Origin of the sequence: Mycobacterium avium subsp. avium (assembly GCF_009741445.1) — a bacterium.
In the GTDB taxonomy this organism is placed as follows: domain Bacteria; phylum Actinomycetota; class Actinomycetes; order Mycobacteriales; family Mycobacteriaceae; genus Mycobacterium; species Mycobacterium avium.
Genome location: NZ_CP046507.1, coordinates 4,303,921 through 4,318,708, shown reverse-complemented (window position 1 = coordinate 4,318,708; position 14,788 = coordinate 4,303,921). Strand labels below are relative to the sequence as shown.

The following is a 14,788-nucleotide window of genomic DNA, read 5'->3' as shown; positions in this document are numbered from 1 at the left end:
GATGGCCGGGGCGGTGCTGGCCGGGTTGCTGACCGGCTGCTCGTCCGGTCACGATGCCGTCGCCCAGGGCGGCACCTTCGAATTCGTCTCGCCCGGCGGCAAGACCGACATCTACTACGACCCGCCGTCCAGCCGCGGCCGCCCCGGCCCGCTGTCCGGCCCGGACCTGGCCGACCCCGCGCACACGCTGTCGCTGGACGACCCGATCTTCGCCGGCCGGGTGGTCGTCATCAACATCTGGGGGCAGTGGTGCGGACCGTGCCGGTCCGAGGTCAGCCAGCTGCAGCAGGTGTATGACGCCACCCGCGGCGCCGGCGCGTCCTTCCTGGGCATCGACGTCCGGGACAACAACCGGCAGGCGGCGCTGGACTTCGTCAACGACCGTCACGTCACGTTCCCGTCCATCTACGACCCGGCGATGCGCACCCTGATCGCGTTCGGCGGCAAGTACCCCACCACGGTGATCCCGTCCACGCTGGTGCTGGATCGCCAGCACCGGGTCGCGGCGGTCTTTCTGCGCGAACTGCTGGCAACCGACCTGCAGCCGGTGGTGCAGCGGGTGGCCCAGCAGTGACCGGGCTGACCCAGATCGCCGCCGCCGGCCCGCTGCTGGCGGCCCTCGGCGTGTGCCTGCTGGCGGGCTTGGTGTCGTTCGCCTCCCCGTGCGTGGTGCCGTTGGTGCCCGGCTACCTGTCCTACCTGGCGGCCCTGGTCGGGGTGGAAGAGCAGCCGCAGGCCGGCGCGGTGCAGGCCCCGCCGGGCGCCCGCTGGCGGGTGGCCGGCTCGGCCGCGCTGTTCGTCGCCGGGTTCACCGCGGTGTTCGTGCTGGGCACCGTGGCCGTGCTGGGCATGACGACCACGCTGATCACCAACCAGCTGCTGCTGCAGCGGGCCGGCGGCGTGCTGACCATCGTGATGGGGCTGGTGTTCGTCGGCCTGATCCCGGCCCTGCAGCGGCAGGCCCGGTTCAGCCCGCGGCAGCTGACCACCGTCGCCGGGGCGCCGCTGCTGGGCGCGGTGTTCGCGCTGGGCTGGACGCCGTGCCTGGGGCCGACGCTGGCCGGCGTGATCACCGTCGCCTCGGCCACCGACGGCGCCAGCGTGGCGCGCGGCATCGTGCTGGTGATCGCCTACTGCCTGGGCCTGGGCATCCCGTTCGTGCTGCTGGCCTTCGGCTCGGCGGGCGCGGTAGCCGGCCTGGGCTGGCTGCGCCGGCACACCCGGGCCATCCAGATCTTCGGCGGCGTGCTGCTGATCACAGTCGGCGCCCTGCTGGTCACCGGGCTGTGGAACGACTTCGTCTCCTGGCTGCGCGACGCGTTCGTGTCCGACGTGAGGCTGCCGATTTGATGGCGCTCGCCACCCTTCGCGCCACGGCCCGCAACACCTGGCGGGCGCTGACCTCGATGGGCACCGCGCTGGTGCTGCTGTTCCTGCTCGCGCTGGGCGCCATCCCCGGCGCCCTGCTGCCGCAGCGCAATCTCAACGCCGGCAAGGTCGACGACTACCTGAAGGCCCACCCGGTGATCGGGCCCTGGCTGGACCGGCTGCAGGCGTTCAACGTGTTCTCCAGCTTCTGGTTCACCGCCATCTACGTGCTGCTGTTCGTGTCGCTGGTCGGCTGCCTCACCCCGCGGATGATCGAGCACGTCCGCAGCCTGCGCGCCACCCCGGTGGCCGCCCCGCGCAACCTGGCCCGGCTGCCCAAGTACGCCGGCCACCGCATCGCCGCCGACGCCGAAGACCTGAACACCCTGGCCAACACCCTTGTCGGCCGGCTGCGCGGCTGGCGCACCGCCATCCGCCACCACGACGGCGCCGGCCCCGACGCCGTGGAGGTCTCCGCCGAGAAGGGCTACCTGCGCGAATTCGGCAACCTCGTGTTCCACTTCTCGCTGCTGGGCCTGCTGGTCGCCGTGGCCGTCGGCAAGCTGTTCGGCTACGAGGGCAACGTCATCGTCATCGCCGACGGCGGCCCCGGCTTCTGCTCGGCCTCGCCGGCCGCGTTCGACTCGTTCCGGGCCGGCAACACCGTCGACGGCACCTCGCTGCACCCGCTGTGCATCCGGGTCGACGACTTCGACGCCCACTACCTGCCATCCGGCCAGGCCGTCTCGTTCGCCGCGAACATCGACTACCAGTCCGGCGCCGACCTGGTCGCCAACACCTGGCGGCACTACCGGCTGCAGGTCAACCACCCGCTGCGGCTCGGCGGCGACCGGGTCTACCTGCAGGGCCACGGCTACGCGCCCACCTTCAGCGTCACCTTCCCGGACGGGCAGATCCGCACCGCGACCGTGCAGTGGCGCCCCGACAACCCGCAAACCCTGCTGTCGTCGGGGGTGGTGCGCATCGACCCGCCCGCGGGCAGCTATCCCACCGCCGCGGAGCGCCGCCAGCACGAGATCGCCATCCAGGGCCTGCTGGCGCCCACCGAGCAGCTGGACGGCACGCTGCTGTCGTCGCGGTTCCCGGCGCTCAACGCCCCGGCGGTGGCCGTCGACATCTACCGCGGCGACACCGGGCTGGACACCGGTCGCCCGCAGTCGCTGTTCACCCTGGATCCCCGGCTGATCGAGCAACATCGGCTGACCAAGGAGAAGCGGGTCAACCTGCGCGCCGGGCAGGCAGTCCGCATCGACCAGGGGCCCGCGGCGGGCACCGTGATCCGCTTCGACGGCGCCGTGCCGTTCGTCAACCTGCAGGTCTCCCACGACCCGGGCCAGACCTGGGTGCTGGTGTTCGCCGTCACGATGATGGCCGGCCTGCTGGTGTCGCTGCTGGTGCGCCGCCGCCGGGTGTGGGTCCGTCTGACACCGGACGCCGGCGGCGCGCCCGGTACGGTGAACGTCGAACTGGGCGGCCTGGCGCGCACCGACAACTCCGGTTGGGGGGACGAGTTCGAGCGGCTGTCGCAGCGGCTGCTGGACGGACTGGCCGAGCCCGCGTCCCGAGCGTCCCAAAGGAGTACCGAGGTGGACGTCAAATGAATACCGTGCACGTCAACATCGAGCTGGCGCGCTACTCCGACTGGGCGTTCACGTCGGCGGTGGTGGCGCTGGTGATCGCGCTGCTGCTGCTGGCCTTCGAGCTCGCCTACGCCGGCGGACGCCGCGCCGATGCGCGGGCCCGGGTGCTGGCCGGGGCGGTCAGCGCCGACTCGGCGACACCCGGGGTGGTGGACGAGGTGCCCCGCCGGCCCGTCGACGAGCGCGCCGGCCGCGCCGGCCTGGCCGTGGTGTACCTGGGCACCGGCCTGCTGCTGGCCTGCCTGGTGCTGCGCGGCCTGGCCACCCTGCGGGTGCCGTGGGGCAACATGTACGAGTTCATCAACCTGACCTGCCTGTGCGGGTTGGTCGCCGGGGCGATCGTGCTGCGCCGCCCGCAGTACCGCCCGCTGTGGGTGTTCCTGCTGCTGCCCGTGCTGATCCTGCTCACGGTGTCCGGGCGCTGGCTCTACACCAACGCCGCGCCGGTGATGCCCGCGCTGCAGTCCTACTGGCTGCCCATCCACGTGTCGGTGGTCAGCCTGGGCTCCGGGGTGTTCCTGGTCGCCGGCATCGCCAGCATCCTGTTCCTGCTGCGCACCTCGCCGCTGGGCGACCCCGGCAACGACAGCGCGCCGGCCCGGCTGGTGCGGCGGTTCCCGGACGCGCAGACCCTGGATCGCATCGCCTACCGGACCACCATCTTCGCGTTCCCTGTGTTCGGCTTCGGCGTCATCTTCGGCGCCATCTGGGCCGAAGAAGCCTGGGGCCGGTACTGGGGCTGGGACCCCAAGGAGACGGTGTCCTTCGTCGCCTGGGTGATCTACGCCGCCTACCTGCATGCCAGGTCGACGGCCGGATGGCGGGACCGCAAGGCCGCCTGGATCAACGTCGCGGGGTTCGTGGCCATGGTCTTCAATTTGTTCTTCGTTAACCTGGTCACCGTGGGTCTGCATTCCTATGCGGGCGTGGGTTGACATTGGATAACCGAGGTAACTAGCGCACAACGAGGGGGAGTGCCGTGTCCGAGCATCCGACGGCGGGCGTGGGGGCGCCCGAAGAACAGACAACGCAAATCCCCCCAGCCGCCGCAGCGGGCGACGACAAGAAGGACGCCGCCGAACCGCAGCCGGAGCCCGGCGGCGACGCCCCGACCAAGGCGTTCGCCGGGTTCCGCACCGAACGCCGGGTCCCCGAGCGGGAGCCGGCGCCACCCACCGCGCCGCGGCCCGGCGGCATGCCGCCGTGGGACTCCACCCCGGTCACCGGCATCCCGCGCGTCGACCCGACGGCGTACGGCGCCTACTACGCCGGCCCGGACGCCCCGCCCACCCAGATCCAGGGCCCGCCGCCGCGTCAGGAGCACCTGCCCCACACGCCGTACCCGGAGCTGTCCACCGGGATGCTGCTGCGCCCGGTGCAACCGCCGCCGTCCGAGGGCTGGCGGCTGCTGCTCTACAAGCTGTCCGGCGGGCTGATCAACCTGGGCGAAAGCCCCCGCGCCGCCCGGTACAACAACCTGGTCGCCCAGGTGAACCGGCCGCTGCGGGGTTCCTACCGGGTGACCTTCCTGTCGCTCAAGGGTGGGGTCGGCAAGACCACCATCGCGGCGACGCTGGGCGCCACCTTCGCCTCCATCCGCGGGGACCGGGTGGTGGCGGTGGACGCCAACCCCGACCGCGGTACGCTGAGCCAGAAGATCCCGCTGGAGACGGCGGCGACGGTGCGCCAACTGCTGCACGACGCCGGAACCATCGAGCGCTACAGCGACGTGCGCCGCTACACCTCCAAGGGCCCCAGCGGGCTGGAGGTGCTCGCCTCGGAGACCGATCCCGCGGTCTCGGAGGCGTTCAGCGCCGACGACTACGTGCGGATCCTGGACATCCTGGAGCGCTTCTACGGCCTGGTGCTCACCGACTGCGGTCCCGGACTGCTGCACTCGGTGATGAAGTCGGTGCTGGACAAGGCCGATGCCCTGGTGGTGGTCAGCTCGGCGTCCATCGACGGCGCGCGCAGCGCGTCGGCCACCCTGGACTGGCTGGACGCGCACGGGCACGAGGACCTGGTCCGCAATTCGATCGCGGTGATCAACGGGGTGCGGCCGCGGCCGGGCAAGGTCGACATGAACAAGGTGATCGACCACTTCTCCCGGCGCTGCCGGGCGGTCCAGCTGGTGCCCTTCGACCCGCATCTGGAGGAGGGCGCCGAGATCGACCTGGACCGGCTGCGCCGCGGCACCCGCGAGGCGCTCACCGAGCTGGCCGCCATCGTCGCCGACGGATTCCCCGGCGCGCAGCGCAACCCGGGCGTGCTCGGTTAACCGGTGCAGCGGGGCCTAAATAGTCCTACAAGGTCTAAAAGGGATTGTTGTCGCCGTGGCCCAACCGCCGCAGGAAATCCGGATCGTCGTCGGGCCCGATGACGCGGGTCTTGGGCCGGGCGGCCTGCGACCGCGCCGCACGCCAGCCGACGTAGATCAGCGTCCCCAAAATCAGGACGAGCAGCAGGTAGACCACGCAAAACCTCCTCGGGACCTCCATCGCGAATATACCCGCGCCGTAGGCTTTGGCTGTGTCACAACAAGGTAGCGACGGATCCACCCCGGGCCCGGGCGGCGCCGTCGTCCCGGTCCTGGCCTACGCGGCGGCGCGGCTGCTGCTGGCGGTCGTGCTCACCGGCGTGATCTACGGCGTCGCGCGGCTGGCCGGCATCACCGAGTTCCCCGTCGTGGTGGCCGCGCTGTTCGCGCTGGTCATCGCCATGCCGCTGGGCATCTGGGTGTTCGGGCCGCTGCGCCGGCGCGCGACCGCCGCGCTGGCCGTCGCCGGCGAACGGCGGCGCCGGGAGCGCGAGTTGTTGCAGGCCCGGCTGCACGGGGACGTGCCCCCCGAACGGTGACGGCTCAGCCCGGCGGCAGCCGCACCACCTGCGCGGCGTAGCTCAACCCCGCGCCCTAGCCGATCAGCAGCGCCAGGTCGCCGGCCTTGGCCGCCCCGGTCGCCAGCACCTCGGCCATGGCCAGCGGTATCGACGCCGCCGAGGTGTTGCCGGTGTGCTCGATGTCGTTGGCGATCACCGCGTCCGGCCGCAGCTCGAGGCTCTTGGCCAGGATCTCGTTGATCCGGCTGTTGGCCTGGTGCGGCAGGAACACGTCGATCTCGTCGGGCCGCACCCCCGCCGCGTCCATCGCCTGCTGGCCGACCTTGCCCATCTCGAATGCGGCCCAACGGAATACCGCGCTGCCCTCCAGCCGCAGGAACGGGCGCGGCCCGGTGGGCCGGTCCAGGTAGTCCATCCAGTCGATGTCCTGGCGAATCGCGGTGGCCTGGGTGCCGTCGCTGCCCCACACCGTCGGCCCGATCCCCTGGGTGGGCGTCTCGCCCACCACCACGCCCGCGGCGCCGTCGGCGAAGATGAAGCAGTTACTGCGGTCGGTCATGTCGACCGTGGGCGACAGCTTCTCCGACCCCAGCACCAGCACCTTGCCGGCCGTGCCGCCGCGCACCATGTCGGCCGCCACCCCCAGCGCGTAGCCGAAGCCGGCGCAGCCGGCCGAGATGTCGAAGGCGGGCACGCCGGTGGCGCCCAGCGCTGCCGCGACCGCCGGGCCGCACGCCGGGGTCTGCAGGAAATGGGTGCTGGTGGCCACCACGACGCAGTCGATGTCGGACGCCTCCAGGCCGGCCTTGGCGATCGCCTCACGTCCGGCCTCGGTCGCCATCGAGGCCGTGGACTCGTCGCGCGCGGCGAATCGGCGTGTCTTGATGCCGGTGCGCGAATAGATCCACTCATCGGAGGAGTCGATGTTCTGGCACAGCTCGTCGTTGGTCACCACGCGCTGCGGCCGGTACGACCCGACGCTGAGCAAGCCGATGTTGGTGGGCCCGCTGGTCGCGGAAATCTGCTTCATTGCGGTCCTTCGCTATCCCCCGAGCAGACGCAAAAGTACCCCAAAAGCGCGGTGCGCGGGCGCCTTTGCGTCTGGTCGCACTGTCAGGTACCCCACGTCAACGCCGCCGCCACCGCGACCGCCCACACCACCATCGCCAGGCCGGTGTCGCGCAGCACCGGGATCAGCTCGGCGCCGCCGCGCCCCGACCGCACCGGGGTCGCCGCGCGCAGCGCCAGCGGCGTGGCCACCAATCCCGCGGCGCACCACGGCGTGGCCGCCACGAGCACCAGGGTCAACGCGACGGCGGCGGAAAGCAGCGCCTGGTACAGCACCCGGGTGCGGGCGTCGCCCAGCCGCACCGCCAGGGTGATCTTGCCCGACCGGGCGTCGGTGGGAATGTCGCGCAGGTTGTTGGCCACCAGCACCGACGACGACAGCGCCCCGACCGCCACCGCCAGCACCAGGCCCACCCAGTCCACCCGCAGCGCCTGGGTGTACTCGGTGCCCAGCACGGCGACCAGGCCGAAGAACACGAACACCGCGACCTCGCCAAAACCGGTGTAGCCGTAGGGTTTCGACCCGCCGGTGTACAGCCACGCCCCGGCGATGCACGCCGCCCCCACCGCGATCAGCCACGGCGCGCTGGACAGCGCCAGGGCCAGCCCGGCGAGCGCCCCGACGGCCAGGCTGGCGATCGCGGCGCCCAGCACCGCGCGCGGCGCCGCCAGCCGCGAGCCGACCAGCCGCACCGGGCCGGCCCGGTCGTCGTCGGTGCCGCGGATGCCGTCGGAGTAGTCGTTGGCGTAGTTGACGCCGACCGTCATCGCGACCGCGGCGACCAACGCCAGCAGCGCCTTCCACCACACCGCGGCGTGCAGCCACGCCGCCGCGCCGGTGCCGGCGACCACCGGCGCCAGCGCGTTGGGCAACGTGCGCGGCCGCGCACCGGAGATCCACTGCCCGAGATTGGCCACACCGACATCCTGCCAGGATGCGCGGCCGGGCCCTGCGATCAGCCCGCGCTCATGCACCACAATGGTCGGATGCTCGGAGTCATCGGCGGCAGCGGCTTCTACATCTTCTTCGGATCCGACGCCGACGACGTCACCGTCGATACCCCGTACGGGCCGCCCAGCGCCCCGGTCACCGTCGGCGCCGTCGGCGGGCACCGGGTGGCCTTCCTGCCCCGGCACGGCGCCCGGCACGAATTCTCCGCGCACACCGTGCCGTACCGGGCCAACCTGTGGGCGCTGCGCAAACTCGGTGTGCGCCGGGTGCTGGCGCCGTGCGCGGTCGGCAGCCTGGTGCCCGAGCTCGGCCCGGGCGCCGTCGTGGTGCCCGACCAGCTGGTCGACCGCACCCGCGGGCGCGCCGACACCTATTTCGACTCCGGGGCCGTGCACGTCGACTTCGCCGACCCGTACTGCCCGGCGCTGCGCGAGGCGGTGACCGGGCTGCCGGGGGTGGTCGATGGCGGCACCATGGTGGTGATCCAGGGGCCGCGGTTTTCCACCCGCGCCGAGAGCCGGTGGTTCGCCTCGGCCGGGTTCTCGCTGGTGAACATGACCGGCTACCCGGAGGCGGTGCTCGCCCGGGAACTGGAAATGTGCTATGCGGCAATCGCTTTGGTCACGGATCTGGACGCCGGTGTGAGCGCCGGTGAGGGAGTGAAGGCGGTTGAGGTGTTCGCCGAGTTCGAGAAGAACATCGAGCCGTTCAAGAAGCTGGTGCGCGACGCCATCGGCCGGGTCGCCGCCGAGCGCAGCTGTACGCAGTGCTCACCGCACGCCGGGGTGAGCCTGCCGATCGAGCTGCCATGAGGGTGCTGGTGACGGGGGCGGCCGGGTTCATCGGCTCGCGGGTGGCCGCCGCGCTGCGGGCGGCGGGCCACGACGTCGTCGCCGTCGACGCGTTACTGGCCGCCGCGCACGGGCCGAACCCGTTGCCGCCCAACGGGTGTCACCGCGTCGACGTGCGCGACGCCGACGCGCTGGCCCCGCTGCTGGCCGGGGTGGACGTGGTGTGCCACCAGGCGGCGATGGTGGGGGCGGGGGTCGACGCCGCCGACGCCCCGGCCTACGGCGGCCACAACGACCTGGCCACCACGGTGCTGCTGGCCCAGATGTTCGCCGCCGGGGTGCGCCGGCTGGTGCTGGCCTCGTCGATGGTCGTGTACGGGCAGGGCGGTTACCGCTGCGAGCGGCACGGGCCGGTGCACCCGCTGCCGCGGCGGCGTGCGGACCTGGACGCCGGGGTCTTCGAGCACCGGTGCCCGATCGGCGGTGAGGAGCTGCGCTGGCAGCTGGTCGACGAGGACGCCTGCCTGCGGCCACGCAGCCTGTACGCCGCCAGCAAGACCGCCCAGGAGCATTACGCGCTGGCCTGGTCGGAGGCCACCGGCGGGTCGGTGGTGGCGCTGCGCTACCACAACGTGTACGGCCCCGGCATGCCGCGCGACACCCCGTACTCCGGGGTGGCGGCGATCTTCCGCTCGGCGCTGGAAAAGGGTGAGCCGCCAAGGGTTTTCGAGGACGGCGGGCAGATGCGCGACTTCGTCCACGTCGACGACGTGGCCGCCGCCAACCTCGCGGCGCTGGCTTGCCGCGACGGCTTCACCGCAGTGAATGTCTGCTCGGGGCAACCCATTTCGATCTTGCAGGTGGCGACCGCGCTGTGCGACGCCCGCGGCGGCGCGGTCGCGCCGGTGGTCACCGGCCAGTACCGCAGCGGCGACGTCCGCCACATCGTCGCCGACCCGTCGCGGGCCGCGCGGCTGCTGGGGTTTCGCGCCGCCGTCCAACCCGGCGACGGGCTGCGCGAATTCGCGTTCGCGCCGCTGCGGTGACGGCTACTGCTGCGGCGGCCGGTAGATCTGGGGCTTGGGCACCGGGATCTGCCGCGTCCCGGAGTCGTCGCCGCGGAAGATCCGGGGCGACCCGGCGAGCGGGGGGATCTCGGTGGTGGGCGGCTCGTGGTCCGCGCCGGGGCCGCCGGTGGCGATCCGGGTGGTCGCCGCGGCCGACGGCGCGGCGCCCTGGCTCACCGGGATACGCGTCGTCGGCGCCGCCGCATTCGCCTGCGCCGCGCGCCGGCGGGCGGCGCGACGGGCCCGGCGCCGACGGCCCAGCTGCCCGGCCACTACGGCGGCCACCAGAATGCCCAGGGCCAGCCCGCACAGCGTCACGTCGAACACGCTGGTGATCTGCTGGGCCAGGTTGTTGCCGTAAACCGGGTGGTGCACAGGCGAATTGGGGGTATCGGCGAACCGCGGCGCCAACTGCACGCCGACCACCACGCGGGCGACGGCGAGCGCGGCGACCAGCCCGCACAGCGAGGTGACCAGTCGCGCGGCCAGGTTGGCCAGCCGGCGGCGCAGCCAGATCGCCAGCACCGCGGTCACCAAGTCGAAGGCGGCCAGCACCAGGCTGTCGTACCGGGAGAACGGATAGTTCAGCGTCACCGCGACGGCCAGGTCGGTGATCCGCATCGCCATCGACCCCAACGCCCACACCGCGATCAGCAGCAGGCCGCTGCGGGCCGTGGCCCGCCACGCGGATTCCTCGGTGTGCGAAGGGGTTCGGCGTTCGAACAGGGTACGGGGGGCGAACAGCGCCGCGCCGGCGGCCCAGGCCAGGTAGCCCTCGAAGCCCACCCCGGCCGTCGAGGTGTTCTGTGCGATGCCGTGGAAGGCGTCGAGGTCCCGCCCGGCGGGCAACAGCCACACCAGGATTCCGGCGCCCAGCGTGGACGTGCCCAGCGCGATCGTCGTCAGCCGGCTCGCCCGGTCGGAGCGCAGCAGCCACCGGGAGGCGACCAGCACCGCGACCAGCGCCACCACGCCGTACACCACCGCGGTCGCGATGACCGCGATGTTCTCCTTGCCGAATTGCGCTGCGCCGCCGGAACTCTGCAGCGCGTAGCGCACCCGCCAGTACAGGTTGAAACCGAAGCTGAGCACCGCCGCGAGCATCGACAGCGCGCCGATGATCCGCGCGGCCCGATGCCAACCGGTGGCCTCGTCGCCGGCGGGGGTGCCCGGCACCGGCACGGCCGCCGTGCCGGCCGGCACCGCCTGGGCGCTCAGCAGCGCGCCGGCGATGCCCACCCAGGCGCCCGGCCCCACCCCGCCCGGCACGTCGACCGTGCCGCCGAAACGGACCGTCTGGACGGCGTCGAACCCGACGAAGGCGAGCACCAAAAGCAGGTAGGGGACGTTGAGCGCCAACCGAAGCCGGGCCGCCCGGGCCGGGTCGAACCGGGCGCCGCCCGCCCGCCAGGAACCGGCCACCGCGACCGCGGCCAGCGCCAGCGCCGTCATCGCGACCAGGACCGCGAACACGATCGGGTTGCTGTCCGGGATGCCGACGCCGAAGTAGAGGTTCCACGGCAGCAACACCGCGGCGAGCAGCAGCGCCACCGCGGTCAGGTCGGCGGCGACGCGCCGGCCGGTGGTCGCCGGGCCGGGCGGCGGCGTGGCGCCGGTGGCGTGCGACCGGATGATGCGGGGCGCCGCCGGTTGCCGGGGCTGGCCGGCGATGGGGCCGGTCGGAGTGTCGTCGCTGCTCTGGCTCACCATGCCCCCCGGAATTCAAGGACGACTGCTGTCGGCGCGGTTTCGGGTGTTCGGTCCGAAAGTACCCGGCCGAACCCCGTGCACTGCTCGCTTGCGAACATATTCTCCGTTCGGGTGCCCTGGCAGTGGCGGGCGACCGGCAGCGCAGCGGAGGTGATTCCGCGGCGACCGTCCGGTCCTTCGAAAAGCTGGTTACGCTGCGCTAGTAGGCGAAGCTTGACGCCCGAATGACTGATACTGCCAACGGTATCGCAAGTGTAATGCTGCCGGGACATGCTGGTTGCGGGGTCGCCGGGGTGAAGGAGAACCGGGATGGACGTGGTTTTGGGGGTTGCGGTCACCGGCCCCGTCGCCCGCTTGGCGCTGGTCGGCTCGCGGGGCACCGACGTGATCGACCAGTCCGTCGTCGACCTGGCCGACAACCCGATCGAGACCCTCACCGAGACGGTAGTCGGCACCAATCGGCTGCTGGCCGGCGAGAACCACCGGCTGGTCGGCACCCGGCTGTGTTGGACCGATCACCCGCGGGCCGACCAATTGCGCAGGGCGCTGGAGGACTCCGGGGTGCACAACGTCGCGGTGCTCTCCGAGTCGCAGGCGGTGGCCGCGCTGATGCGTGCGGCCGGCCAGCCCGGCGCCGCGCTGGTGATGGACGACGCGACGGGCACCCTGTCGATGGTGAGCCCGGCCGCCGGCGACCCGGACGCGCCGCCGACCCTGCTGGCCCGCCAGCCGCTGGGCGGGGCCGTGGGCGGCGATGTGACCGCCGCGCTGCAGACGATGATGGCGAACCTGAGCGCCCACCCGGACGCGCCCGGGGAGGTGTATCTGGTGGGCGCCTCGCCCGACCTGGACCGGGTCGCCGAACAGCTGCGCGACGCGTCGACCATGCGGGTGCAGGTCGCCGACGATCCCACCTTCGCGCTCGCCCGGGGCGCGGCGATCGCCGCCGCGCCCGCCCTTGCCGCCGGGGACGCGACCGCGATGGCGCCCGCGGTCGGGGTGACCGGGGACGCGACGGCGATGGCGCCGGCCGCGGGGGACGCGACGGCCCTGGCGCCCGCCGCGGGGCTGACCGGCGACGAGACGACGGCGGTGCCGGCACCGGAGCTCGCCGAACCGCAGGACCAGCAGCTGGCCTACTCGATGGCCGACGACGCCGGCATCTATCCGGGCGAAATGGACGAGTACGACCCGGAATTCGACGACTACGACGCCGACTATGACGACGCCGAAGAGGCCGCCCCGGCCAAGCTGTCGCGACGGTCGTTGGTGATCGGCAACGCCGTCATCGCCTTCGCCGTCATCGGGTTGGCGTCGCTGGCCACCGCGATCGCCGTCGCCGTCGAGCCCACCGCCAGCCGGCAGCCGGTGGTGGGGGTGCAGAACGGCACCCCCGGCAAGTTCATGCCGATCCTGCCCAGCCAGCAACAGGCGCCGCTGCCGCCGCCCCCGGCCGACGCGCCCAATGCCGGGTTCCAGGGCGGCGTCGTCCAGGCCCCGAGCAACGCCCCGGCCCCGCAGCCGGCGGTTCCCGCGCCGGCCAACCCCGCGCCCGAGGCGCCGAGCAACCCCGGCGTCGTCCCCAATCCCAACCCCGGTTGGGCGCCCAACCCGAATCCCCTTGTGCCCGTTCCCATCCCGATCCCCGTTCCGATCCCGGGATGGAACCCGCCCTACAACCCGCCGTACACCCCGCCCTACAACCCGACGACGCCCTACACACCGCCGACCACCACGTACGAGCCGCCGACGACCACCTACCAACCCCCGACCACCACCTACCAGCCCCCGACGACCACCTACCAACCCCCGACCACCACCTACCAACCGCCGACCACGACCTACCAGCCGCCCACCACCACGCACGAACCACCCACCACGACCTACCAGCCGCCGAGCACCCGGGCGACCACCGAGGCGCCGCTGCCGACGCACACCCAGCAGACCGTGCCGCCCACGCATTCGCAGCCGCTGTTCCCGCAGGAGCCCCACACCCACCGCGGGTTCTGACCCGTGCCCGGCACCGACGGTCGGGTCACGGTGGTCCTGCCCTGCCTCAACGAAGAGGAGTCGCTGCCGGGGGTGCTGGCCACCATCCCCCCCGGCTACCGGGCATTGGTGGTCGACAACAACAGCACCGACGACACCGCCGGCGTCGCGCGGCGGCACGGCGCCCAAGTGGTCACCGAGACCCGGGCCGGATACGGGGCGGCCGTGCACGCGGGCGTGCTGGCGGCGACGACGCCCATCGTGGCCGTCCTCGACGCCGACGGCTCGATGGACGGCGCCGACCTGCCCCGGCTGGTCGCCGCGCTGGAGGCGGGCGCCGACCTGGTCACCGGCCGGCGCCGGCCGGTGCCCGGGCTGCGCTGGCCGTGGGTGGCCCGGGTGGGCACCGTGGTGATGAGCTGGCGGCTGCGCACCCGGCACGGGCTGCCGGTGCACGACATCGCGCCCATGCGGGTGGCCCGCCGCGACGCGCTGCTGGGGCTCGGCGTGGCCGACCGGCGTTCGGGCTACCCGCTGGAACTGCTGGTGCGCGCCGCGGCCGCCGGCTGGCGCGTGGTCGAACTCGACGTCCGCTACGGCCCCCGCACCGGCGGCAAGTCGAAGGTCAGCGGTTCGCTGCGGGGCAGCATCACCGCGATCCTCGACTTCTGGAAGGTGATTTCGTGATCCCGGTGACCCTGCTGGTGGTGGCCAAGGCCCCCGAGCCGGGCCGGGCCAAGACGCGGCTCGCGGCGGCGGTGGGGGAGCGGGCCGCCGCCGAGATCGCCGCCGCCGCCCTGCTGGACACGCTGGACGCCGTGGCCGCCGCGCCGGTGGCGGCCCGGGTGGTGGCGCTGACCGGCGACCTGGACGGCGCCGCGCGCGGCGCCGAGATCAGGGCGCGGCTGGCGTCGTTCACGGTGATCGCCCAGCGCGGCAACGACTTCGGTGCCCGGCTGGCCAACGCGCACGCCGACGCCGCGGACGGGTTGCCGGTGCTGCAGATCGGGATGGACACCCCGCAGGTGACCGCCGAGCTGTTGGCCGGTTGTGCGCGTCGACTGCTGGACGCGCCGGCCGTGCTGGGCCTGGCCCGCGACGGCGGCTGGTGGGTGTTCGGCGTGGCCGCGCCGGCGCTGGCCGACTGCCTGCGCGCCGTGCCGATGTCGGCCGCCGACACCGGGGAGCTGACCCTGAAAGCGTTGCGCGACAACGGAATCGAGGTCGCCACGGTGCAGACGCTGGCCGACGTCGACGTCGTCGGCGATGTCGCGGTGGTGCGCGACGCCTGCCCGCCCGCCAGCCGGTTCGCCCGGGCCACCCGGGCGGCCGGCCTGTAAGCAC

The 14,788-nt window shown here is 73.0% G+C and carries 15 protein-coding genes; 11 read left to right on the top strand and 4 right to left on the bottom strand.

The features are described from left to right. The first annotated feature begins 1 nt into the window (after window position 1). Genes MAA44156_RS20185 through MAA44156_RS20165 form a run of 5 tightly spaced genes read left to right on the top strand, consistent with a single transcriptional unit; the run spans window position 2 to window position 5,307 of the window. The gene (locus tag MAA44156_RS20185) at window positions 2–574 is read left to right on the top strand and encodes a TlpA disulfide reductase family protein (RefSeq protein ID WP_003873663.1); all 573 of its coding nucleotides are present in this window, start codon (window positions 2–4) and stop codon (window positions 572–574) included. After that, complete coding sequence (locus MAA44156_RS20180; protein ID WP_003873662.1) at window positions 571–1,350, top strand: cytochrome c biogenesis CcdA family protein; 780 nt, start codon at window positions 571–573, stop codon at window positions 1,348–1,350. The genes MAA44156_RS20185 and MAA44156_RS20180 overlap by 4 nt, the downstream gene beginning before the upstream one ends. After that, a complete protein-coding gene (gene resB / locus MAA44156_RS20175; RefSeq protein ID WP_009979268.1) occupies window positions 1,350–2,990 on the top strand; it encodes a cytochrome c biogenesis protein ResB in 1,641 nt (546 codons plus the stop codon). The genes MAA44156_RS20180 and resB overlap by 1 nt, the downstream gene beginning before the upstream one ends. After that, complete coding sequence (gene ccsB / locus MAA44156_RS20170) at window positions 2,987–3,964, top strand: c-type cytochrome biogenesis protein CcsB (RefSeq protein WP_009979267.1); 978 nt, start codon at window positions 2,987–2,989, stop codon at window positions 3,962–3,964. The genes resB and ccsB overlap by 4 nt, the downstream gene beginning before the upstream one ends. Window positions 3,965–4,008: 44 nt before the next feature. Continuing rightward, window positions 4,009–5,307: a MinD/ParA family ATP-binding protein gene (locus MAA44156_RS20165; RefSeq protein WP_009979266.1), complete on the top strand. Its 1,299-nt coding sequence runs from the start codon at window positions 4,009–4,011 to the stop codon at window positions 5,305–5,307. A 34-nt stretch (window positions 5,308–5,341) separates the two neighbouring features. Here the strand turns inward: MAA44156_RS20165 and MAA44156_RS20160 are convergent, their stop codons facing one another. Continuing rightward, the gene (locus tag MAA44156_RS20160; protein WP_003873658.1) at window positions 5,342–5,503 is read right to left on the bottom strand and encodes a hypothetical protein; all 162 of its coding nucleotides are present in this window, start codon (window positions 5,501–5,503) and stop codon (window positions 5,342–5,344) included. A gap of 55 nt (window positions 5,504–5,558) precedes the next feature. On the opposite strand from MAA44156_RS20160, the gene MAA44156_RS20155 reads away from it, so the two are divergent. Continuing rightward, on the top strand, window positions 5,559–5,885 hold the full coding sequence (locus MAA44156_RS20155; RefSeq protein WP_003873657.1) for a DUF4229 domain-containing protein: 327 nt from the start codon (window positions 5,559–5,561) through the stop codon (window positions 5,883–5,885). A 55-nt stretch (window positions 5,886–5,940) separates the two neighbouring features. On the opposite strand, the gene MAA44156_RS20150 is transcribed toward MAA44156_RS20155, so the two are convergent. Both MAA44156_RS20150 and MAA44156_RS20145 read right to left on the bottom strand, forming a co-directional pair. Beyond that, the gene (locus tag MAA44156_RS20150) at window positions 5,941–6,897 is read right to left on the bottom strand and encodes a beta-ketoacyl-ACP synthase III (RefSeq protein WP_009979265.1); all 957 of its coding nucleotides are present in this window, start codon (window positions 6,895–6,897) and stop codon (window positions 5,941–5,943) included. A gap of 83 nt (window positions 6,898–6,980) precedes the next feature. After that, entirely contained in the window at window positions 6,981–7,853 is an 873-nt protein-coding gene (locus tag MAA44156_RS20145) for a 1,4-dihydroxy-2-naphthoate polyprenyltransferase (protein WP_121035796.1), read from the bottom strand. A gap of 69 nt (window positions 7,854–7,922) precedes the next feature. Here MAA44156_RS20145 and MAA44156_RS20140 point away from each other — a divergent pair, with 69 nt between their 5' ends. Then, window positions 7,923–8,699, top strand: a complete 777-nt coding sequence (locus MAA44156_RS20140; RefSeq protein ID WP_009979257.1) for an S-methyl-5'-thioadenosine phosphorylase — start codon at window positions 7,923–7,925, stop codon at window positions 8,697–8,699. After that, the gene (locus MAA44156_RS20135) at window positions 8,696–9,724 is read left to right on the top strand and encodes an NAD-dependent epimerase/dehydratase family protein (RefSeq protein WP_003873653.1); all 1,029 of its coding nucleotides are present in this window, start codon (window positions 8,696–8,698) and stop codon (window positions 9,722–9,724) included. Before MAA44156_RS20140 ends, MAA44156_RS20135 begins: the two co-directional genes overlap by 4 nt. A gap of 3 nt (window positions 9,725–9,727) precedes the next feature. Here the strand turns inward: MAA44156_RS20135 and MAA44156_RS20130 are convergent, their stop codons facing one another. After that, window positions 9,728–11,455: a DUF7937 domain-containing protein gene (locus MAA44156_RS20130; RefSeq protein ID WP_065370853.1), complete on the bottom strand. Its 1,728-nt coding sequence runs from the start codon at window positions 11,453–11,455 to the stop codon at window positions 9,728–9,730. 309 nt (window positions 11,456–11,764) lie between these two features. On the opposite strand from MAA44156_RS20130, the gene MAA44156_RS20125 reads away from it, so the two are divergent. Genes MAA44156_RS20125 through MAA44156_RS20115 form a run of 3 tightly spaced genes read left to right on the top strand, consistent with a single transcriptional unit; the run spans window position 11,765 to window position 14,784 of the window. Then, on the top strand, window positions 11,765–13,465 hold the full coding sequence (locus MAA44156_RS20125) for a DUF7159 family protein (protein WP_065370852.1): 1,701 nt from the start codon (window positions 11,765–11,767) through the stop codon (window positions 13,463–13,465). A gap of 3 nt (window positions 13,466–13,468) precedes the next feature. Further along, window positions 13,469–14,131 (top strand): glycosyltransferase family 2 protein, encoded by a 663-nt coding sequence (locus MAA44156_RS20120; RefSeq protein ID WP_003879339.1) that lies wholly within the window; start codon window positions 13,469–13,471, stop codon window positions 14,129–14,131. After that, window positions 14,128–14,784, top strand: a complete 657-nt coding sequence (locus tag MAA44156_RS20115; RefSeq protein ID WP_065370851.1) for a TIGR04282 family arsenosugar biosynthesis glycosyltransferase — start codon at window positions 14,128–14,130, stop codon at window positions 14,782–14,784. The genes MAA44156_RS20120 and MAA44156_RS20115 overlap by 4 nt, the downstream gene beginning before the upstream one ends. Window positions 14,785–14,788 lie beyond the last annotated feature (4 nt).

What these genes read in the sequence shown, in the direction of transcription:
- MAA44156_RS20185 (WP_003873663.1), top strand. Translation starts at nt 2, where the DNA reads ATGGCCGGGGCGGTGCTGGCCGGGTTGCTGACCGGCTGCTCGTCCGGT.
- resB (WP_009979268.1), top strand. Translation starts at nt 1,350, where the DNA reads ATGGCGCTCGCCACCCTTCGCGCCACGGCCCGCAACACCTGGCGGGCG.
- ccsB (WP_009979267.1), top strand. Translation starts at nt 2,987, where the DNA reads ATGAATACCGTGCACGTCAACATCGAGCTGGCGCGCTACTCCGACTGG.
- MAA44156_RS20150 (WP_009979265.1), bottom strand. Translation starts at nt 6,897, where the DNA reads ATGAAGCAGATTTCCGCGACCAGCGGGCCCACCAACATCGGCTTGCTC.
- MAA44156_RS20140 (WP_009979257.1), top strand. Translation starts at nt 7,923, where the DNA reads ATGCTCGGAGTCATCGGCGGCAGCGGCTTCTACATCTTCTTCGGATCC.
- MAA44156_RS20135 (WP_003873653.1), top strand. Translation starts at nt 8,696, where the DNA reads ATGAGGGTGCTGGTGACGGGGGCGGCCGGGTTCATCGGCTCGCGGGTG.
- MAA44156_RS20130 (WP_065370853.1), bottom strand. Translation starts at nt 11,455, where the DNA reads ATGGTGAGCCAGAGCAGCGACGACACTCCGACCGGCCCCATCGCCGGC.
- MAA44156_RS20125 (WP_065370852.1), top strand. Translation starts at nt 11,765, where the DNA reads ATGGACGTGGTTTTGGGGGTTGCGGTCACCGGCCCCGTCGCCCGCTTG.